The organism is Lysinibacillus sp. BF-4, assembly GCF_000743635.1.
GTDB lineage: Bacteria > Bacillota > Bacilli > Bacillales_A > Planococcaceae > Metalysinibacillus > Metalysinibacillus saudimassiliensis.
Map to the genome: position 1 here is coordinate 390,709 of NZ_JPUW01000001.1, position 19,949 is coordinate 410,657.

Sequence of the window (19,949 nt, forward strand, 5' to 3'; positions counted from 1 at the left end):
TGATTGGATAGTCATAAAGGGGCATTAACATTAATTATTGCGGTGTTATTATTATTCGCAGCTTGGGTAACGTTTGGTGATAAATACGTTAAACCAACACTAAACAAAACAGGTGAAGGTTTCGAAACGATGGTTGATGATGTATTTGAAACAAACGGTACGGTTACACCAGGGCTTGGGAGTAAGTAGCTTTACCAATTGAAATAGCAGGGATAAAGCGAACATGTTAACACGTGTTCGCTTTTTTATATGGAAAGGAGGACAAGTAATTGTCAACAACATTTCGTTGGTTAGTACCCATTCTCTTGGTAATGGTGTTCGTGTTTTTTGTATCGTACCGCGGTTTGGTGCAGAATACAGCGACAAGAAGTACCGCAGAGGTGGAAGCATTACATGAAGTCCTAGGCACAGGCACTGTACGGAGTGAATTTGATGAGCGTGGAAAACAGCCACATTTTGATAAAGATGAACTCGTAACAAGTGCATTAGCTCATATTGCTACTTCGCAAAAGGCGCATGGTTTTGACGTGAATGTGGACTATGTGTTTTTAGATGCGGCTGGCAAGATTACAACGGATGATTCAAAAGTTCGCAGTATTCAATTCCGTGCTGAGTATTGGAAAGACGGTGAGCGCAAGGCGACATCTGAAAAGCGTTTAGCGCTACATGGATTAACTGTAAAAGAAGATTAAGGAGGGAATCTATTGTCAGAAATTAAATCGGCCATGCTGCTTATGATTTTCTTTGTAGCTATTCTTTTCCCAGGCATTTTGCAATTTGGTATTGATTCACTTAATCAAAATGCTTTCACAAAGAATACAAAGGAGTTTACAGAACTAGTACAAGAAGAAGCAGGGCTTACAAGTAAGAGTAAGGAAGTGAAAGCGCGCCTTGAAACCAAAGGCTATGAGGTAAAGTTAACAGACCAACAAGGCACTACAGTTACAGGCACTGTACCTTATGGCAGTACAATTAATCTTGCTTATCGTTACACTTTCAAAAGTGTGTTTAAAGAGCGTGTTTTAAAAAGTACCAATACAGCTTTAGTAACCAAACGTGATGAAAAGACATCAACAGGTGGAGGCAAGCCCATCACTCCAGGTGAGGATAGTGGCAACACTGGGAGAAGCGAAACAAAAACAATTATTTTAACTTCAGATGAATTAAAAAGTGCTAATCAAACACAAACGTTTACTGTTGACGATTTAGGTAAAGTCAAACGCATTAGTTCTGATACAGGGAATGCGGAAATCCTACGTATTAATGGTAATCAAGTAACAGTAAAAATGACAGGTGGTGCAACGAGCCGTCAAATCCAAACAGGCGGTGAGTACGTTGAAGGAGAATCCAAGTACGTCACGAATCAAACTAGCCAAGTTTATAAAGACAAAGCTGGCTTTGAAGGTGTGCTAAATAAATACGTCGCAAGTGGCTACTTGATGCAAGGGAGAGAGAAATTTGTTACCGCACAATACGGAAGATTTTATCGTGATGCAGAAGGGTATGAAGGCGATCTTGCAGCATATCTTTACAGTGGCGAATTAAAACCTGGTGGATCGAAATATGTAACAGGACAGACTTCTTCTAATTACAGTGACAGTCAAGGCTACCAAGGAACATTGACAAGTTATTTATATAGTGGGAGTTACACTCCTGCACAAGTAGTTACTAAAAGTGACTCTAAAGTTGTTAACTCATGGATGCTAACTACTTCTGGCAAACACTGTTCAATGTATAAGAGTTTCAGTCAGTATAAAAATGAAATATTGAACGAATCTCACTCAACAATTAGCAATTTTGTGGGGAAACAAGTTGAATCTTTTTATTATACAGGATGGGAAAGCCCACCAAAAGAGACGGAAGAACGTTGTGATGTGTCATTTCGGCTACATTATTCTTATAAAGAACAAAGCCCAGCTAAAGATACCCGTGTTTATCGTTACCAAGGCACAGTTAATAAACCCTCTGTTGACACACGTGTCTATCGCTACCAAGGTGTAGTGAAACAACCAGATACAGATATGCGTGAATGGCGCTATCAAGGCACCGTGCGCAAGACAGGAATGGACACGCGTACATTTGACAAATACTATCAGTACAATCTAGAACTGACGTACGAAGTGAAGGAGTGAAGGTATGTTTTTTGAATTATTGAAAGAAGAAAGCCGCGCATATAACTTAGCGTACTTTCAGAAAGATAGTAAAAGCTTTGCGAAAACACGCTTATTATATGGCATCGGTGGTTTACTAATAGGTGCTATGTTGTGGTGGGTGATGCAAAGCTTTTCTTATTTATTAGCCATTCCAATTGGCTTTATTATTGGCTATAAATTTCCGTACTACGATGTGTTAGTGAAGAAAGCTGCAGCAGATAAACTCAATATGTATGCTTTCCCAGAGTTCTTAGGAAGTTTCATCGCGCTTATTCCTTCTACAGGTAACGTTTATCAAACGCTTGTGGCGGCGCTACCTTATACGAAAGAGCCGTTACGCTCAGCGTTACAACAGTTAATCGAAAATGTATGGCTAGATAATAAGCGTGAACATTATATGGCTTTTGCAGAGTATGTAGGTACTAGCGAGGCAAATATGATTATGGATACGATTTATCAGTTTAGTGAGTTTGGTCGTAAGAAAGAGTCGCTACAAGAATTGGGTAATTTCGCGCAAGAACTTGAGAAAAATGCACAAAGTGAAATGATTACAAAGAAAATGAATGATATGGAGTATTTAGGTTATTTGCCTATCTTCTTATCTATTTTATTTATTTTAGCTTTTGTTGGTGTAATGCTTGTAGAGTTCTTTGCACCAATTATGAATGCATTCTAAGGAGGAAGAATAATGTTTACCATTACAGTAGAAGAAAAGGAAGCACGCGTTAAGGCGCTTCTAGATAATAGTTTTTTAGCCCCTTATTTAGCAGATGAACATGTTACGGATATTAACTTTGACGGGGTGAAGTTATTACTGAAGCATAACAAAAAAGGCACCGTACCTGTGAAAGAGCGCCCGCCTTTAGCCCAGGTAGAAAATATTTTTAAACAAATTGCAGATATGCAAAATATGGAGTTTACGGTTAATCGACCAATCTTAGATACTGAGATTGGTTTTTTACGTGTCAATGCTGTACATGCAGCCGCCAGTCCAGAAGGTATGACATTTTCGCTGCGTGTCTCACGTCCTCGTCTAGCAGTGACAAATATTGCAGATTCCTTGATTAGTGATAATGAACAAATTCGTAATGATGTGGCTCAACTTCTAGGCATACTTGTACAATCAGGCGTTAATATCATTATTAGCGGTGCGACAGGTACAGGGAAAACGGAACTACAAAAGCTACTCGTTGGTTATATGCATGATGATGAACAAATTGTCTTGATTGAAGATACACGTGATAGTCATATTAAAAAGCTTTACCCGCAAAAAACGATTAAGAGTTATCAAACGTTAACGGCATCTGAACGTGAACACAAAGTGACAATCCAAGATCTTGTAAAGGCAGGTTTACGTAACTTCCCTGATTGGTTGATTGTTTCTGAGACACGTGGCGCTGAAGCAGCGGATATGTTAGATGCGGCGAAAACCAATCACTCGATTATTACTACACTACATGCGACAGGCGCAATGAATATACCTTCACGCTTGATGTCGATGATTCGCAAATCAGATGCCTATTCTCAAATGAGTGATACGTTAATTGGTAGCGAAATTGTAGAGTTCTTACCGATTGGGTTACAGCTTGAATTACTAGAAATTGAAGGTAAGGGTGTAGTTCGAGGTATTAAAGAGATAGTTGCGTTTGAAAGCTTTGCTTCTGAAGGACTACAAGGCACATATTTATATAATCGTGCCAATCATTATAACCAGGCAACGGATCAATACCAAGTAAACGAAGTAACAAATGTGTTGCCGCAACGCTTATTAAAGCGTGTAGAAGATAGCAAGTTGTATCATTTACTGCCAGATGTCTTTAAAAAAGAAGGAGGCTCATTACACCATGTGGAAAAGAACTAAAAAAGTAAAAGGTACGCCAAAAGCATCGCCAAAAAACGAAGAATTAAAGCTAGAAAAGCCAAAAAAAGTGAAGCAACAAAAGATCTCTATACAAGAGGTCTTTTCTTTATATTCACCACTTGAGCTGGTCATTCTAGCGGCAATCTTATTTGGTGCAAGTTTTTATTATTTCAATTTACTATTACGAGATACACAACTGAGTTTAGGCTTTAGTGTTGTAACAGGACTCTATTTATTTTTGGTATTCTCTTTGCAAAATCGTAAGTTAAAAAGGTATCAAGATAATTTAAATAACTTATTAAAGTACGTCAATAACGTTACGTTCTCGCTACGTTCAGGTGACGGTGTGCTGCGCTCATTAGAAACGTCTGTACAGTCCGTTAATGAAGATGTACGTAAAGATTTAGAGAAAACAATTGAAATTATGCGTAAAGATACGGTACTCGATGCCACACACTTTGAAAAATATAATTTCCCAGCGCTGAATCAATTCCATCAAAACCTAGCGATTCGTTATGACCGTGGTGGTGATGCCAAAGAGTTATTCGATGTGATTCAGAAACGTATGGTGGCAGAAATGCAAAAACGTGATGAATTGTATCGCCGTAAAAAAGGGCTTAAAACAAATATTCTTGTCTTAATGGGCATGGTATTTGCGACAACAGTAATTATGGCCGTAATGACACCGGATCTTTGGACAGCCTTTTTGAAACATCAGGCAGCCAGTATGACGATTATTGGTGGTTATACAGGATTAGGTATGGTTTTAATGTACTTTGTACAAAAGAAAGCTATTGATATTTCAGTTCGTTTATAAGGAGAGACATCATGAATTTTTCGTTTACAACTCAAACAAATGCCCTAATGTTACATCACGATGAACAGCTAATTAGTGCAACCTTTTACAACTCTTATACTGAGATGCCGCAGGCTAAAGAAGAAGTCGATAACTTTATGAATCAGTTACATGAAGATGCATTAACGATGCTAGAGCAGGCAGACGTAAAAATAGATGCGGTAAGGTATGCAGAAAATATGAGTCATATTCAACTGACAGTAGACCGATTATTTATGCAGCCTAATACGCTACAACGAGTAGAACCTACATTTTAAGGAGGTGATGAAATGGAAGAGAATAAGTTACTAGCGTACTTTGGTGTTACCAGTCACGCGGAGTTGCAGCAATACATTGCAGACAATCCTGAAGACGCTAAAGTACAAGAGTTACAAGCATTTTTAGCATATCAAGCAAGACAAGATGAAACGAATTAACGAGCTAATCCCAGGATTGGCTCTTTTTTTATGACTAGAGGAGGGAATATATGAAGAACTTATACGAAACTTTTGGCTGTACGTCAAAGGAAGAATTATACGAAATGGTAAAGGGAAATGACACATCTGTAAAAGCATTAAATGATTTTATCACGTATACCCGCAGTACGGATTTATTAGCTAAAACGCCTCCTATTCGAAGCCCCCGTGATGCAGGAGATTATTATACCAATATGGACCCATTAGAAGATGGGCAAGCACTTGTGATGTTTTTAAACACTAAAAATCAGCCTATTCATATGGTGAAGTTTAATCCTGAATACACAAAAGAAACGCAACAAGCACTGCGTGAAGGAATTGTGGCAGGTGCTAACTCAGCAATGATATTTGTTGATAATAATTTACATGAGTGGGATAAGGCACGAACACAAGGCATGATAGAGCAAGCAAACTTTGATGTATTAGATACCTTTTTGGTGGATATGAACTATCTAACATCTACACGTGGGAATGAAACATTTCAGCTCAATTCACATTCAAATATGCAGATGGAATCCACTACTTTCTATGGCAATCTATATGAATTAGATGGATTTACGGAATTTGCGCCTTATTACATCAATGCTGAAGCGCAAGGGTTAAATATCCTTAATGATAATAAAGAGTTACAGGAGCTACTGAAATTTGGCTACCAGCATCATAAGCGTGAAGTGCTGGGCGTCATTATGTATGACGAGCATGAACAAATTATCGACGTACAAGAAATGTTTAAAGGTGGTACCAATAGTGCAGTTGTCGATAGCAAAATAATTGCACGCGAAATGTTAATTAAAGGTGCTCACGGCATCGCAGTATTTCATAATCACCCAAGTGGCCACACCCAGCCAAGCCCAGAAGACATTGCAGTAACGGAAAATTTACAGCAGGTTTGTCAGTTGTTTGATAAGGAGCTGTTGGATCATTACATTGTAGGCAAAGAAGGCGTCTACTCACTAGCGGCAACTCACCAATTTGAATGTAAACATGAGGACTATAAAGCACTTATGGAACAACAACAATTTAAAAATAAAATGAAACAATTTGAACAGGAGATCGGATGAATGGAATTAAATCAACGTACAGCAACGATTATTATGCATGAGGGATGGGGCAAGAATTTTAATTTTGAAATGGAAGATAACCATGCTTATTACTTCAAATCAGATGAGCAAGAAGCAAAGGTTGTTAAAGATTATGAAGCGCAAGGCTTTTTTAATGTGGAAGGTCGTGAACATGGGCAAGAAGATTGGATGGATTGGGACACGGTGTATTACGATGAAGCTGCTGACATGGTGGCCACAGCCAATGTGCGTGAACGACAGGTAAAAAAACAGCAGGAATTAACACTATGAAACATCAAGGGCTAGTCGATTTACGACTGGCTCTTTTATTTTTTTAGGAAGGAGACATTAATATGAAATTTACGCAAAGAGATGCATTCGAAGTCCTAAAGCAAGGCTGGCCGCAGAAGTCATTTTCATTTCAGCAAGAAGATAGTAAGGCATTTTATTTTGGCACGACAGAAGAAGAGGTAAGAGTATTCAAAGATATTGAAAATGAAGGGTATTACGCTGTAGAAGGACGCTTAGTTAACCAAGGAGAATGGGATGATTGGGATATTTTTTCGAAAGAAGAAGTGCAAGCGTATATCCAAAAAGCGAATGAAGCGAAATTTAACGTAGCTCAAAATCAACATCGTTACATCAATACTTTGCCACCTGAAGTACAAGTGTTAGTGGAGCGCCAAGTGCAACAGCATTTAGTTGCATTAGGATATCAACCAGAAGAATTAGTGGAACATATTGAGAATGCGATGGCGAGCCGCTTAAGTGATGTAGAGGAAGTGGTGGATTATGAGGAACTGCAAGAAGCAATCAATACGCAAGCACGTGAGCAACAGCTGTCAGTAAAAGAAACAGTAACAATGATTGATACGCTGCTACAAGATGTCTATGACAACCCTGCCAGAGTTCGATTGTTTCTAACTACACTAAAGCAGAATGAAGACGCTTTACAAGCACTAAATGACTGTAATATTACGTTGCCATTACCTCAAAAAGAGGTAGACGAGATGTTGCAGCGTCATGAACAATGGCTAGCAAGTGATGGCAAAGAGGAACAACAAGCGAATTTTAGGGAGAAAAACTTAGCAGGTATTGATTTAAGTAATCGGACACTTGAACATATAGATTTTACAAGCGCAAATTTAAGACTTTCCAACTTTGAAGATAGCTATATCACAAATAGCAACTTTACAGCTGCGGATTTAGAACAGTCAGCATTTGATTATACGGTCATTAAAGATTGTAAGTTTGACAGGGGAAAGCTAGCAGGTGCGACCTTTGAGAATAGTGAGTTAGAACAAGTCAGTTTTACAGACAGTGATTTGACAGGTGGTTCATTTATCGACACATCATTAAATGTGATTGATTTTTCACAAGCTGATTTAGCCTATATTCGTTACGAACCTACAAGTGCTAAACATATAAAGGGTTTACCTAAAAATAAGGATTGGGAAGCAGATTTTTCTTAATCCATCTCGCTTCTATTCATTTAGGGATAGACGCTTTTTTTGCGTTTAGAAAGGAGTGTGCAACCTTGATTTATCGATAAGAGATACCTGGTTAGAGCAGAAAGAAATACAGATTAATGTAAAGTAAACAAAAGGAGTAGTAATAGAGTTAAGTTAAATATTTTTAATGGATTTCATAAGAAAAGCCCTGTTCTCTACGGTAATTGTAAGAGGACAGGGCTTATTTTTTTATTCATCTTTTTGTTCATATTCGTAGTTGCTTAATACAGGATCGTTACTATACTCTTCTTTTAGTTGTTCGATTTTTTGTTCAATATCATACAGCTTATCTAAAAACTCTTGTTCTTTCGTATTTTTAATCTCGCCTTGGTGTTCTAAATAGAAGCGAATAGCTGTGCGAATATGTTTAGATTGATGGCGTTCTGGTAAACTCATTAACCAATCATGAATGTCTTTATCGTCTTCTGAATTATACATAAATCCTTTTCGAATATGGCTCATTGTAAATCCTCCTTCAATTACCCTCATCATATCATCATCTCCCTAAATTTTGTAGAATGTCTGGTGCACTAATATAACGGTTTTCTTTATTTTGTGTATTTTCAGCTGTAGTAGCTCCTAAAGACGCAGATTGCTTTGCAAGTTGTGCTTCAATCGCATTTAAACGCTGCTGAATGACTTCTATTTCTTTTCGTGACACAAGGTACTCGTCATTATTTTTATGAACCACTTGTACCGAATGCTGCTGTTCACTATGCATAAAGTGTCGAATGGCTTTACGGATGTACTCTGAGTGCTTTCGTGCAGGTAAACCGTTTAACCAATAATGAATGTCTTCATCCTCAGTTATGTTATACATAAAGCCTTTACGAATGTGTTCATCTTCAGTTTTCATCTTAATCGCTCCTTTATACAATAACACCAGGGGGAACCCCTAATGTTCATTATTATTGTGATAGTAGACTGGCAAGTTTATAGAAGCCTTCAAGGTTTGCACGTTGTGAGTCTTGAATGACGGTAATATTGGCTTCTTTAAAGGCTTCTAGAAAATAATCTTTCACAATGTTTACGCCGCCGCCTGTAATGATAAATTTATCTACGCTATCTCGGTTTGTAAGTGTACGATCTACCTCAGCTAAACATTTATCAACGAAATCTTCAATCACTCGTTTAGCAATCCCTTCAAAAGCATATTTTTTTCGATCAGAAACTTCAGCGATACAATCACCACGGCGGAACCCTTCATCTACGTAGGCGGGATCTAGCCCTTTAATGTTATGCTGCTTTTCCAACTCTTTTGCGATGGTACGGTGTAAGTCATTCATGCCTTCATAAAACGTTTCGGACTTCTCAGGAAGACGTTTAAAGTTTTTAAAGGTGTCCATGATTGTGGTACCAGCACCAAAATCTAAAAGGGTTAAGGTGCTTGTTAGCAGCTCCTCATGGAATTGACCCTTATTGTTCATATATAGCTTTAAGAGCGTGCCTAACGGCTGTTCGACAATGCGTACATCGGTTACGTTAATCATGCGTTGTTCGCCATTACGTGTTACCACATGCTTTTGCTGAAGAAACTCTTTGAATTTGCGTTCATCCTCTGTACCAATCTCTTGTGATGGTAGACCTGTAACCACTACGACATCGAGTAATTCCTCATCTGTAAAATCACTTGCTAGTTCCGCCAAAATAAACGTGCAAAGTAATTTAAAACGTTTTTGTGTATAGCGGTCGTTATGGGTGTACGTAGCAATCAAGGATTCAGGTGCTACGGCTTCCATGATACCTTCTCCCCAAACATATTTGGTAGTGTCATCTAGTTGGCTTTCAAACACCTCATAGCCTTTATTGCTACTGTGTTTCAAAATATTGAAGATACTGCTTGAGCCTACAGCACTTTCACGTGCAATCATGCTAGGGGCAATTACCTCCCGTTTGCTATTCATAGCTTTAACATAGCCGTTACCTAAATCAAATGCGAATGCAGTTTTAGTCATTATAATTAGCTCCTTTTATTTTATTACATACATTGTATTTCTTTTGTATGAAATAATCAATAGTTAATTCATACAAAATAGTTTGTTGTATGTTTTGTGTGTGTTATAAATTAACGTTGTATATCGAAATGTATGTTGTTTGTATGTTTTATACTATTTTGTATGTCGAAATGTATGACGTATTGTATGTTATATCGTAAGTTGTATGTTTAATGTATGTCGAAAATGCGATTTCAACATACTTGTGTATGTTATCTGTATGTCTTGTGTATGTCATAGCCCTTCTCAGTATGTTTAATGTATGACGTGTGTATGTTATAACGGAAATACTCGTCCATAAGGCGTGATTTGAGTTTCAAGCGTCATAATCCAATCCATCACATTTGAAATATCAAAGCCTGCTTGTTCTAATTCAAGTGGAAAAGGTTGCTCATTGTTTGTGATAGCATACAAGTTATCAAGTGCTATAGGCATTTTGCCAAATGCATAGATGTACTGATGTTTGATTTTACCGTTTTCACGATAAGATCTTCTCAGGTAAATATAAGTTATATTGTTTCTCTTTTTTCGCGAGAGATAGCCTGTCGGTTTATGCTGCATAATATTATCCCTTCTTAAAAAATCCCCTACATGCTGTATTATTAGCTTTGTAGGGGAAATAATATTAGTCTTGTAATCTAAAGCATTGTTGGAACGTAGCAAAATCTTCTGTCATAAATTGTTGTAGAGCTTCTAAGAAGATAGTAGGTGAGCTATTTTGGTGATTGCTCTGATAAATAAGCTGTTGACCTTCAACAGTTAAGGCTAAAGAGTGGTCATTTCTGCTCGTCATTGCGTACATGGTTAGCTGCGCGCGATGATCGAAAATCTCCTTTAACGTGTACCGAACGGTCTGTAAAGAATAGAAGTTTTGGTTCAAGTCGATTGTTATAGGAAGGTGTTTACTATAATTTAATTTATGTTCCTGAAGCTTCTTTTCGTCAATGCATGATTTACGTTGTAACGCTCGTATGAAAGGCTCTAATTCGCTTGTGTAGTTTTGTTTAGTATCCTGTAAGAGATATAATTCAGCATTGTGATAGATTACTACAGCGAGCTCTATATGGCCACCTGATTGTGTTCTTTGTTGTTCCTCTTTTATTATCTTTGACTCCATATCTAATCCCAATAACTCGTTTACATTGAAAGGCAGATTAACTTCAACTTTTTCTGGCTCTTCATCAATGACACGTACTTCCTCACATTTTTCTTCTTGGTTATTTGTAGTGAAATGTACTCTAATCCAGATGTTATATGCTTGCGTAGACTGCGCTTCAAATAAATAAGTAGCTTCTGTTGGATTGTTATTGTGTTTCTTAACAAGTTGCAACAAGTTGTCCAAATGCATGGTTTTAATTTGTATCTCATCTGTTTGTGTAACTTGCCGTCTGATAATCATTCGTTCAACAACCTCCTTTATAATAGAAAAAGAGCCACTCCAAAAAGGAATAGCTCTTTATAGTACTAAGTTTAACATCGTATGAAGCAGAGAAAGTTTTAAAAAAGTTTCATCCGTTGTTTTCTTGGCATAGAAGCTAGTGGTTTTGGTAGAGGGTTAGGAGCGCTGGACTTAAATAAAAGTACTTTTGAAAAATCATTTATGTGTTCGAATAATAAAGTTGTTTAAAAAATAATAAAATCATTTAAAATATAAAGTAGTTGTTTAAATGTTCGAATAATTTTCACCCGTTCGCTTATAATTAAAATAAGCGAACGGGAGTTTTTATTATGAAATGGGAGTTTTTATTATGAAATGGGAGTTTTTATTATGAAATGGGAGTTGGAATACTAATGAAACCGTATGATCTTTTAAAAGGATCTATCGAGTTTGCTTCTAAACAATTAGAAGCATTTAAAGTAACGAAAAGTCTAGATGATGTATCTACAATAGTAATTACAGCTTTATATCGAAAAATTATTGAACTAAGTGAAGGCGTTAGAGTATCAGCAGCTAATGGCCTTGCTGGTCCAGCCGAACTAAATTATCGAGCTCTTATTGAAGCAACTTTGGCATTGGAATATATACTTAAAAATCCGGCAAAAATGGATGATCGATCCAAGGCATATAAGATTGGATATCATAAGCTACAAATTAATGCTGTAAACCAAGAAATTTTTAGTGAACAAGAAAGAAGGTTTCTTGGTAGAGGATTAAGTTACCACCAAAAAGAGCTAGAATTAGAAGAATTACAAGAAGTATTAATCAAATTTAATGAGTTGCAAAATCAAGATAGGAGAGGGTTTATTCCGAAATGGTATTCTTTAGATGGTGGACCTAGAAGTATTAACCAGTTAGCTAAATATTTAGCGGAAGAAAATGAACCTGAAACTTTAGTGTCAAATTTATATGGTCTTTTATCAACAGGAGCTCATATGTACATGGCACTAAATAGCATTAAAAAATCAGGAGGAAATCTTACAATTAAACCAGTTAAAGCTACGTTTAATTGTAACTTAGATGAATATAATTTTGTTGCAACTAGGAGTTTATTAACTTCTGCAATAGCTAAGTTTACCCGAGAAAAACATCCTGAGTATATTGGTAACTTACGAGATTTCTTTAAAAGAATCAGACCATATTTAAGCGTCAATTAAACTCAATCTAAAAGGAGATGATTGTATTTGTCAAAACGTCAAACCGGTTGGACTGAAGCAAAAATCTCATAGGAAGTCCACCTGGTTATATTGGTAGCAAAGAAGAAAGTGATTTAGTAAGAAAAATTAATAATAGTAATGCGGGATTATTAATTATAGATGAATTTGAGAAAGCTGATGGAGCCATTCATAATTTTTTTCTACAACTTTTAGAAGAAGGAAGATTTGATGATGTACTTGGTAATATCCATAATCTAAATGGATATGTTGTTGTCTTCACTTCGAATTTTAAAAGGATTGAATTTTCGGAAAAAGTTCCTCCGAAGCTTAGATCTAGATTTAATTTAATAATTGAATGTTCATATTTAAATATTAAACAAAGAAAAGAATATTTGAAGAATATAGTTTAAAAGCTGATATTTCCCTAAATAAAGAAGAATTAGATGAACTAAGTTCAACTATTGATTTTAAAAAAGAGCACAATTTAAGACAACTTAGACAAATGGCAAGGAAAGCTTTTTTTAATTTCTACAACGATAGATTTAAATAATATTATAAAAAATTGAAAGGAGAGGGAATTAAAGTTGACGAATTTAGATAAATTGTATTCTATAAAAAAGGACTATAATGATGAAAAGAGTTTAGTTATAATACCAGTTGGTAAATTTAATATTTCAAATAAATATCAAATAGGGGATATTACTATTTATCCAATTGGTACAGTTAATACGGAAGAACTTTTTGAAATAAAGGTAGATTTTAATTTTGCAGAGGTAAAAGAAGATTTTTTTAATTCGGCTCTTATAGTATTTCCTGTATCAATTCATAAGGAACAGCCTTTTGGCAATTTTACAGTGGAACAAAAGAACCAAGTATTAAATTCTAATTTAAGTAAGGCAGAGGAAATATTAAATATATTTAAGTATATTTACTGTAATTTAGATAAAACATCGGTTTTGACTCAAAAAGCGGGATATATTAATAACATTTATAGCGGAGTACTAATATATTACCCACATTTAGGTATGTCAGATTTTTTAAAAGAAAAATATAAAGTTAATAAAGAATTTATTGGGAAAAGTTTAATTGTAGAATTAAAAGAGATTAAAGAAATATTAGATAAACATATTGTTATTTTAGATAGGAATTGTGGAGAAGTTGGAAATATTACTAAGCATGCATTACAGCTGTACGCGAATATAGTAGAAGCTAGTAGTTATACTAATAAGTATGTACAAGCTTTAAGTTTGATAGAATATCTCACAAATCCCTTTGAGTTTGAGAAAATGCAAAAGTTAAAAGGTCATGTCATAGCATTTTCCGTTGATAATAAGAAAACTTATCATGAGTTGTCTGAACGTTTTAAGTTTTTAACAGGATTAAAAGATGAACAAGGGATAGAAATTGGGATTAGAACCAACATAGTTCATAACGGAAAGTTGCTAGAGCAAATGTTGAATAAGCCGTACGAACCAGAATTTATGATAAAAGAATTACAATATTACATATGTAATTATTTAGAGGCATGTTTTGAAAGTTATAAAGAGTCGTGGGAAAAATTCATAGAAAAAAGGGAAAAGAGAAAGAAGGAAATAGAAAGTAATTCGAATAAATTTGAAGGGAAATATGAGGCAGATACATTAGTATTGATTGATTTTGAATTTTTTAATAAAGCATTAAAAGAAGTATATCAAATGTACCCGCAACATCACCAAAAGAAGTTTGATATGGGAACTTTTTTGTATGGCTGTATAGCACAGGTTGGGCTAGAGAGACAAGGATTCAAAATACCGTTTCACTTTATTATAAATTCAAATGATAGGATCTATAACGATGCGCAAAAGAAGAATATATTGGATTATGAGCAACTAGGCGCTGATACACCTTTAGGAGAGTTTGATATTTATGTATCCCAAACAGAAGGGAATTACCTTGCAGATTTCAAAAATATTCTTTGTCAATATACATTAGAAAGAAATTATGTCTTAGTCCCCTCTAGTAAGTTTGATAATATTATTTTAATTTCTGATAAAAATGATATTTCGATGGAATTTTTTGAAGAAGTAGAACAATCAGTTAAACAAATATACTTAGGAAGATTGGATAATAAAAGAACGGCAGCATATCCGAATTTTACTTGGTTTGATATACAATATTTATTTTGTGGAATATTAGGTATCGAATTATGGGAAGAAGTAAAACCAAATTTTATATTTGAAGTATGATGCTAGTATAGTAATGTATGGTATGTTTTAAAGATAATCAGAAAGCTTTGTGGTTTTAGTATTTGTAGTAAATCTTTATAAAAGTATAGATTGGAGATAGCAAATTTGAACAAACTATTTATTGTTGGGAATGGTTTTGATATAGCTCATGGCTTAAAAACATCATATGATGATTTTCGAAAACATTTAATTTCAGACACGGAAATTGAAATGGATAGTTTAGTTATTCCAGAATCGACACACATGCCAGACGGAGAGATTACATATGATGAGACGGAAATTCTATCTATGTTATTTTTCTTAATCAGTGAAGCTGAATCTAATACTGAAAAATGGAGTAATATTGAAGCTTCTTTAGCTAATCTAAATTTTGATGAAGCCTTTGATTATTATTCTGAAGTTTTAGACGAAGATGGAGACTTAGATTTATGGAAAACATCATATAATAATGAAGATATTGCATCAAATCTTGTAATCCCTACATTAACAATCCAACAACTATTTTCAGATTGGATTAATACAATAGATATTAATTGTGCAAAAGCAAAGATGGATTTCTTAAAATTAATAGATGAACAAGATTTATTTTTAACGTTCAATTACACAGATACATTAGAAAAAATTTATAAGATATCAAAAAACAGAATCTGTTATATCCATGGTAAACAGAATGAGCAGATTTATTTTGGTCATGGGAATACTGATGATAAAACGGACTATTATATGGAGAATTATATTGGATCGGAGAATGGTCTAGTTGAAATTCATGAACAATTACGAAAGAAAACTGAAGAAGCTTTAAAAAATAAAATCTATTTTTTTGAAATTTTAACATATTCGAATATCAGTGAAATATATTCCTTTGGGTTCTCATTTAGCGAAGTAGACATGATATATTTAAAAGCAATTTGTAAACGGATTGATACTGAAAAATCACATGGTATTTTAATGATTTTGATAAATGGAATCATCAAATATACATGGATGTGTTAATGCGGTGTGGATTCAAGGGTGATTTTAATACTTTTAGTATTTCAAATGAAGAAATTACTGAAATTTATTAATAATTATACATGAGTACATGTAATTTAAATGACTTTATTATTTTATTTGAACAGTTTAACCAATGTGAATATCTTATTATTAAACAAATTTAAAGGTAGCTATCAAATTTAGTAATAGGTGGCTATTACATTAGTAAGAACGAAATTAAACAACTTTATTATCTGTTTACAATTTATGCTTAATCCAGATCTTCTATCATTAGAGCAAAAGAAAAAAATTAAAGATGCTTTTTCTCCACTGTTGCAAAGAGATATACTTCCTTTGGAAGATGAGTTTAGAGATGAAGACAGAATTCACTTTGAACAAACTGTGTTAAGATCATATGATTTGGGAGAACATTATGAAAAAGTAACAAACTCTTTGCTTTCTATCCATAGAACATGACTTACAGCTCGTGATTGAATTAATAATTTCAGTTTTCTGGTTAAAATAATTAACGTAAAAAGTACATCTTCCTACTTATTTCTTAAGTTAGGGGATGTACTTTTTTACATGGTTTGGAATGTTCTTTGTTAAATTAGATTAGCTATCTATAACTATCATTCGTAATCACGTGAGATAGATTACATTGTTAGAGACATTAGATGTAGCTTTTATAAGCATTAGTATTTTAATTTTAGTGATGCTACCTAATATTGCCCAGCACTTTGGCATGATTGATAAAAAGGGGTGCGAGGCACATGTTGCGATGGTGCAAACGCAAGTTGAGGCCTATCGTATTGATCATATGGATTATCCTACAGTAGATAATCTAGTAGAGAAGAAATACATTAGTGAATCTCATAAGCTTTGTCCTGATAAAAAGACTGCTATCAAAATTGAGGACGGGCAGGTGAAAGTGAATCAATGAGCGTGGCTTTACCTTAGTTGAAATGCTATTAGTATTATTGATTGTAGCAATAGTAACGTTATTTGCAGCGCGCATTATCCTTTACCAAATGGCAGAGCATGAAGAAAAAAATTTCTTTGAACAACTGCATGCAGATATTTATTTTGCGCAAAGTTATGCATTAGCAGAGGCGGGGCGTGTGCGTGTTAATTTTTACGGAGATAATGGTTATGAAATTAGTGTGCAGGGAGAGGTAATTAAAGTAGTACCTTACCCAAAAACCGTATCCTATATTGTTACCCAACAATTTGCCTATATCGAATTTACCGATAAAGGTTCCATTAGTAGAATTTTAAAGCATAGTTTTGCACGTAAAAATAAAAAGAATTATGAAATTACATTTCATTTAGGAAAAGGGAGGCATGGCATATCAATGTAAAGGAACAGGGATTTTCGATGTTGGAGTCGTTGATGGGTGTTTTTGTACTCTTTATGCTAGCCACATTATTTATTCCGCTTCATTATAAAATGTATGACATACAACAAGAGCGCAAGCATGCGTTGCACGCCTCAGCGACGATGTTAGAAGCGGTAAAACAGCACGGTATAGCTACAACAGGGACACACATTATTGATGGCATTAGCTATCACTGGCGCTTAGAAGGGCAGCGGATTTGTGTACGCTATACGGATAGAAGGCCGCATGAGCGATGCGTCAGTTAAATGAGCGTGGTTATACATTTATTGAGGCAATGGCGCAACTTGTAGTATTTACGGTGTTTGCTGGTGTGCTAGCATTTTGTATGCATTATTTATATCAATTTACACATAGCGCCTATGCTAAAGAGGAAACAGAGTGGGAGCTATTCGTGCAGTATTTTGAAACCTATTTATATGATGTTGTGGAAGTGCATACGGCTTATGATCACCGCGGTATTCAATTAGAAATGGATTTTAATACTGTTACCTTCGAAACGAGCGGGCAGGTCATTCGCAAGCAGGTGGACAATAAAGGGCATGAGCCAACACTTATGCGCGTACAGGATAGTTATTATAGTTATGATGGTCAAATGATTACAATCCAAGTTACCTTTTTGAGTGGCTTAACAAAGGAGCGGTCATGGTATGTTGCAAAATGAGCGAGGGGCTATTTTACTTGTAGCATTGACGCTATTGTTTTTAATTAGTACAGCCATTGTCGTTTATGCCGCGCTCTATACTACGCAAATGTCCACGTACGAAATGTTGGAAAAAACTAACGTTCGTGCTACGATAAATTTATTGAGACAAATTTCAATGTAACGTGTACAATCGTAGTTATAAAGAAGGTGAAGGCATGCAAAAAATATATTTAGTTGGCTTTATGGGGTGTGGTAAAAGTTTAATTGGGCGCAGATTAAGCTTTTATTTAAAATTGCCTTATTACGACATGGATCAGGAAATTGTAAGACGACAAGGGATGACAATCCCAGAAATATTTGAGCGTTATGGTGAGGCTCACTTCCGTAAAATTGAAACGGATTTTTTACGTGAGTTTCGTGATGAGGCTTGTATTATTTCGACGGGCGGTGGTGTTGCGATGAATACCGAGAATCGTAAAATCATGCGTCAAACAGGGCTTGTGTTCTTTTTAGACGCGGCTTTTGAAGATATTTATAAGCGTGTGCGTAATGATAAAAATCGACCAATTGTACAAAGCTCAACTAAGGAGCAACTACATGAGCTGTATCAATACAGAAGGCCATTTTACCGTCAAGCTGCTCATATACGTGTATTAACAGAAAATCGCTCAGTACGCCAAATTTTAGATTACGTTGCCTTTCAAGTTCGTCGCTTAAAAGGCGCACAATAAAACATTTTAATTTAAAAATATTCGCTTTTTGCTAGGTTTACTAAAAAAAGATTGCCTTTTCCATTGTTTCACGGTAGGATAAACTCAAATGAGTGATTTTATATGACCAAGAGTACGCTCTTGGGCGGATGAATGTACGGGGAGAGAGCGCGAAGTAGCGCCGCCGAAGGAGCAAGTAAGTTTTACGAATCTCTCAGGCAAAAGGACTCGTACGCGACGCAACTCTGGAGAGTGTTACGTGTCATAGTACAGCGTAGCCACCAAAGGGGAAAGCCGTTTGACGTAGTCGCGGTGTAACTTTCAGGTGCAAGGACAGAGAATCCTAATTAAGGGGTTCTTCTGTCTTTTTTTATGCAAAAAAGACAGAAAAGCCGCAATTTTATCGAGGAGGAATAGCCATGTCAGAACTAAAACGCACACCATTATTTGATGCCTACGCAACGTACGGTGCAAAAACGATTGACTTTGGTGGCTGGGATTTACCTGTACAATTTACATCGATTAAGGATGAGCATGATGCCGTTCGTAATCGCGCAGGATTATTTGATGTATCACATATGGGAGAAATCACAGTAACGGGTAAGGATGCCTTACCTTATTTACAATATTTACTTACGAATGATATTGCTAAAATCGCAGTGAACCAAGCGCAGTATACCGCGATGTGTTACGAAAACGGTGGCGTGGTTGACGATTTACTAACGTATAAATTGGCAGAAGACTCTTACTTATTAGTTGTAAACGCTGCTAACACAGCTAAGGACTTTGATTGGATGTTAGAGGCAAAAGCAAACTTTGATGTGGAGATTAAAAATGTTTCTGCAGATTATGGACAAATTGCTCTGCAAGGACCGCTAGCAGAACAAGTACTACAACGTTTAACAGCACAGGATTTAAGCGCAATTAAATTTTTCCGCTTTGCTCAAGATGTTGATGTAGCAGGTTACCCCGTGTTAATTTCACGTAGTGGTTACACAGGTGAGGATGGCTTTGAAATTTACGGTAAGCCTGAAGCCATTGTTGCACTATGGGATAAGATTTTAGCTGAGGACGAAGTAGTGCCAGCTGGCTTAGGTGCGCGCGATACACTACGCTTTGAGTCAGGCTTACCTTTATACGGTCAAGAGATGTCAGCAGATATTACACCACTTGAAGCAGGGATTGGTTTTGCAGTTAAACTTGGCAAGGAGGCAGACTTTATTGGTAAGGATGCTTTGCTTGAAGTGAAAGCTAATCAACCACGTAAATTAATTGGTATTGAAATGATTGACAAGGGTATTCCACGTACGGGCTATAAATTGTTTAAAGACGACAAAGAAATTGGTGTCGTAACAACAGGTACACAATCACCAATGACAAAACGTAATATTGGTAATGCACTTGTTGAAACGGCGTATGCTGTTTTAGATGAAGTTTATGAAATTGAAATTCGTAATAAGCGCCTGCAGGTTAAAACTGTAGCAACGCCTTTCTATACACGAAAAAAATAAGC

28 protein-coding genes and 1 riboswitch are annotated in these 19,949 nt (G+C 35.7%); of the genes, 23 read left to right on the plus strand and 5 right to left on the minus strand.

Annotated features, from left to right (window positions below):
• Positions 1 to 3 precede the first annotated feature (3 nt).
• The 11 genes from CH76_RS02055 (at position 4) to CH76_RS02100 (ending at position 7,858) form a co-directional block, all read left to right on the plus strand.
• The gene (locus CH76_RS02055) at positions 4 to 189 is read left to right on the plus strand and encodes a hypothetical protein (RefSeq protein ID WP_036142109.1); all 186 of its coding nucleotides are present in this window, start codon (positions 4 to 6) and stop codon (positions 187 to 189) included.
• An 80-nt stretch (positions 190 to 269) separates the two neighbouring features.
• Positions 270 to 692 (plus strand): hypothetical protein, encoded by a 423-nt coding sequence (locus CH76_RS02060; RefSeq protein ID WP_036142111.1) that lies wholly within the window; start codon positions 270 to 272, stop codon positions 690 to 692.
• A gap of 12 nt (positions 693 to 704) precedes the next feature.
• The gene (locus tag CH76_RS02065) at positions 705 to 2,132 is read left to right on the plus strand and encodes a hypothetical protein (RefSeq protein ID WP_036142113.1); all 1,428 of its coding nucleotides are present in this window, start codon (positions 705 to 707) and stop codon (positions 2,130 to 2,132) included.
• A 4-nt stretch (positions 2,133 to 2,136) separates the two neighbouring features.
• On the plus strand, positions 2,137 to 2,829 hold the full coding sequence (locus CH76_RS02070) for a hypothetical protein (RefSeq protein WP_036142114.1): 693 nt from the start codon (positions 2,137 to 2,139) through the stop codon (positions 2,827 to 2,829).
• A gap of 12 nt (positions 2,830 to 2,841) precedes the next feature.
• Positions 2,842 to 4,014 (plus strand): CpaF/VirB11 family protein, encoded by a 1,173-nt coding sequence (locus CH76_RS02075; protein ID WP_036142115.1) that lies wholly within the window; start codon positions 2,842 to 2,844, stop codon positions 4,012 to 4,014.
• Positions 3,998 to 4,831 carry a hypothetical protein gene (locus CH76_RS02080; RefSeq protein ID WP_036142116.1) on the plus strand — a complete coding sequence of 278 codons (834 nt, stop codon included), beginning with the start codon at positions 3,998 to 4,000 and terminating at the stop codon, positions 4,829 to 4,831. Before CH76_RS02075 ends, CH76_RS02080 begins: the two co-directional genes overlap by 17 nt.
• Before the next feature lie 11 nt (positions 4,832 to 4,842).
• A complete protein-coding gene (locus CH76_RS02085) occupies positions 4,843 to 5,127 on the plus strand; it encodes a hypothetical protein (RefSeq protein WP_036142117.1) in 285 nt (94 codons plus the stop codon).
• 12 nt (positions 5,128 to 5,139) lie between these two features.
• Positions 5,140 to 5,286: a hypothetical protein gene (locus tag CH76_RS13875; RefSeq protein ID WP_161769851.1), complete on the plus strand. Its 147-nt coding sequence runs from the start codon at positions 5,140 to 5,142 to the stop codon at positions 5,284 to 5,286.
• A 50-nt stretch (positions 5,287 to 5,336) separates the two neighbouring features.
• On the plus strand, positions 5,337 to 6,386 hold the full coding sequence (locus CH76_RS02090) for a JAB domain-containing protein (protein WP_036142119.1): 1,050 nt from the start codon (positions 5,337 to 5,339) through the stop codon (positions 6,384 to 6,386).
• The gene (locus CH76_RS02095; protein WP_036142121.1) at positions 6,387 to 6,677 is read left to right on the plus strand and encodes a hypothetical protein; all 291 of its coding nucleotides are present in this window, start codon (positions 6,387 to 6,389) and stop codon (positions 6,675 to 6,677) included. It abuts the gene before it with no gap.
• Between the two features lie 62 nt (positions 6,678 to 6,739).
• Positions 6,740 to 7,858 carry a pentapeptide repeat-containing protein gene (locus CH76_RS02100; RefSeq protein WP_036142123.1) on the plus strand — a complete coding sequence of 373 codons (1,119 nt, stop codon included), beginning with the start codon at positions 6,740 to 6,742 and terminating at the stop codon, positions 7,856 to 7,858.
• Positions 7,859 to 8,086: 228 nt separating this feature from the next.
• On the opposite strand, the gene CH76_RS02105 is transcribed toward CH76_RS02100, so the two are convergent.
• From CH76_RS02105 to CH76_RS02125, 5 genes are all read right to left on the minus strand, one after another.
• A complete protein-coding gene (locus CH76_RS02105) occupies positions 8,087 to 8,359 on the minus strand; it encodes a hypothetical protein (protein ID WP_036142124.1) in 273 nt (90 codons plus the stop codon).
• A 34-nt stretch (positions 8,360 to 8,393) separates the two neighbouring features.
• A complete protein-coding gene (locus CH76_RS02110; RefSeq protein WP_036142127.1) occupies positions 8,394 to 8,753 on the minus strand; it encodes a hypothetical protein in 360 nt (119 codons plus the stop codon).
• A 52-nt stretch (positions 8,754 to 8,805) separates the two neighbouring features.
• Positions 8,806 to 9,852: a hypothetical protein gene (locus CH76_RS02115; RefSeq protein WP_036142130.1), complete on the minus strand. Its 1,047-nt coding sequence runs from the start codon at positions 9,850 to 9,852 to the stop codon at positions 8,806 to 8,808.
• 315 nt (positions 9,853 to 10,167) lie between these two features.
• The gene (locus CH76_RS02120; RefSeq protein ID WP_036142132.1) at positions 10,168 to 10,452 is read right to left on the minus strand and encodes a hypothetical protein; all 285 of its coding nucleotides are present in this window, start codon (positions 10,450 to 10,452) and stop codon (positions 10,168 to 10,170) included.
• 64 nt (positions 10,453 to 10,516) lie between these two features.
• Complete coding sequence (locus CH76_RS02125; protein WP_036142136.1) at positions 10,517 to 11,290, minus strand: hypothetical protein; 774 nt, start codon at positions 11,288 to 11,290, stop codon at positions 10,517 to 10,519.
• Between the two features lie 392 nt (positions 11,291 to 11,682).
• Between CH76_RS02125 and CH76_RS02130 the strand changes: the two genes are divergently transcribed.
• The 12 genes from CH76_RS02130 to gcvT all read left to right on the plus strand — a co-directional run bounded on the left by CH76_RS02130 (position 11,683) and on the right by gcvT (position 19,947).
• Positions 11,683 to 12,486, plus strand: a complete 804-nt coding sequence (locus tag CH76_RS02130) for a DUF5677 domain-containing protein (RefSeq protein WP_152553274.1) — start codon at positions 11,683 to 11,685, stop codon at positions 12,484 to 12,486.
• Positions 12,487 to 12,554: 68 nt separating this feature from the next.
• Entirely contained in the window at positions 12,555 to 12,896 is a 342-nt protein-coding gene (locus tag CH76_RS14250; RefSeq protein ID WP_081892597.1) for an AAA family ATPase, read from the plus strand.
• Positions 12,897 to 13,070: 174 nt separating this feature from the next.
• A complete protein-coding gene (locus tag CH76_RS02135) occupies positions 13,071 to 14,711 on the plus strand; it encodes a hypothetical protein (protein ID WP_036142141.1) in 1,641 nt (546 codons plus the stop codon).
• A 105-nt stretch (positions 14,712 to 14,816) separates the two neighbouring features.
• Complete coding sequence (locus tag CH76_RS02140; RefSeq protein WP_235190335.1) at positions 14,817 to 15,704, plus strand: bacteriophage abortive infection AbiH family protein; 888 nt, start codon at positions 14,817 to 14,819, stop codon at positions 15,702 to 15,704.
• A gap of 189 nt (positions 15,705 to 15,893) precedes the next feature.
• On the plus strand, positions 15,894 to 16,160 hold the full coding sequence (locus tag CH76_RS13810) for a hypothetical protein (RefSeq protein WP_152553275.1): 267 nt from the start codon (positions 15,894 to 15,896) through the stop codon (positions 16,158 to 16,160).
• Positions 16,161 to 16,344: 184 nt separating this feature from the next.
• On the plus strand, positions 16,345 to 16,626 hold the full coding sequence (locus CH76_RS02145) for a competence type IV pilus major pilin ComGC (protein ID WP_235190336.1): 282 nt from the start codon (positions 16,345 to 16,347) through the stop codon (positions 16,624 to 16,626).
• On the plus strand, positions 16,619 to 17,044 hold the full coding sequence (comGD, locus tag CH76_RS02150) for a competence type IV pilus minor pilin ComGD (RefSeq protein ID WP_152553276.1): 426 nt from the start codon (positions 16,619 to 16,621) through the stop codon (positions 17,042 to 17,044). Before CH76_RS02145 ends, comGD begins: the two co-directional genes overlap by 8 nt.
• A gap of 32 nt (positions 17,045 to 17,076) precedes the next feature.
• Positions 17,077 to 17,328 carry a hypothetical protein gene (locus CH76_RS02155; RefSeq protein WP_036142148.1) on the plus strand — a complete coding sequence of 84 codons (252 nt, stop codon included), beginning with the start codon at positions 17,077 to 17,079 and terminating at the stop codon, positions 17,326 to 17,328.
• Positions 17,316 to 17,744, plus strand: coding sequence for a competence type IV pilus minor pilin ComGF (gene comGF / locus CH76_RS02160; RefSeq protein ID WP_036142156.1), 429 nt, complete (start codon positions 17,316 to 17,318; stop codon positions 17,742 to 17,744). The genes CH76_RS02155 and comGF overlap by 13 nt, the downstream gene beginning before the upstream one ends.
• Positions 17,731 to 17,907 (plus strand): hypothetical protein, encoded by a 177-nt coding sequence (locus CH76_RS13985; protein WP_200877319.1) that lies wholly within the window; start codon positions 17,731 to 17,733, stop codon positions 17,905 to 17,907. Before comGF ends, CH76_RS13985 begins: the two co-directional genes overlap by 14 nt.
• Positions 17,908 to 17,941: 34 nt before the next feature.
• On the plus strand, positions 17,942 to 18,457 hold the full coding sequence (locus tag CH76_RS02165) for a shikimate kinase (RefSeq protein WP_036142158.1): 516 nt from the start codon (positions 17,942 to 17,944) through the stop codon (positions 18,455 to 18,457).
• A gap of 128 nt (positions 18,458 to 18,585) precedes the next feature.
• Positions 18,586 to 18,676, plus strand: a riboswitch (glycine riboswitch).
• A 179-nt stretch (positions 18,677 to 18,855) separates the two neighbouring features.
• Positions 18,856 to 19,947, plus strand: coding sequence for a glycine cleavage system aminomethyltransferase GcvT (gene gcvT / locus CH76_RS02170; protein WP_036142160.1), 1,092 nt, complete (start codon positions 18,856 to 18,858; stop codon positions 19,945 to 19,947).
• The last annotated feature ends 2 nt before the right edge of the window (positions 19,948 to 19,949 follow it).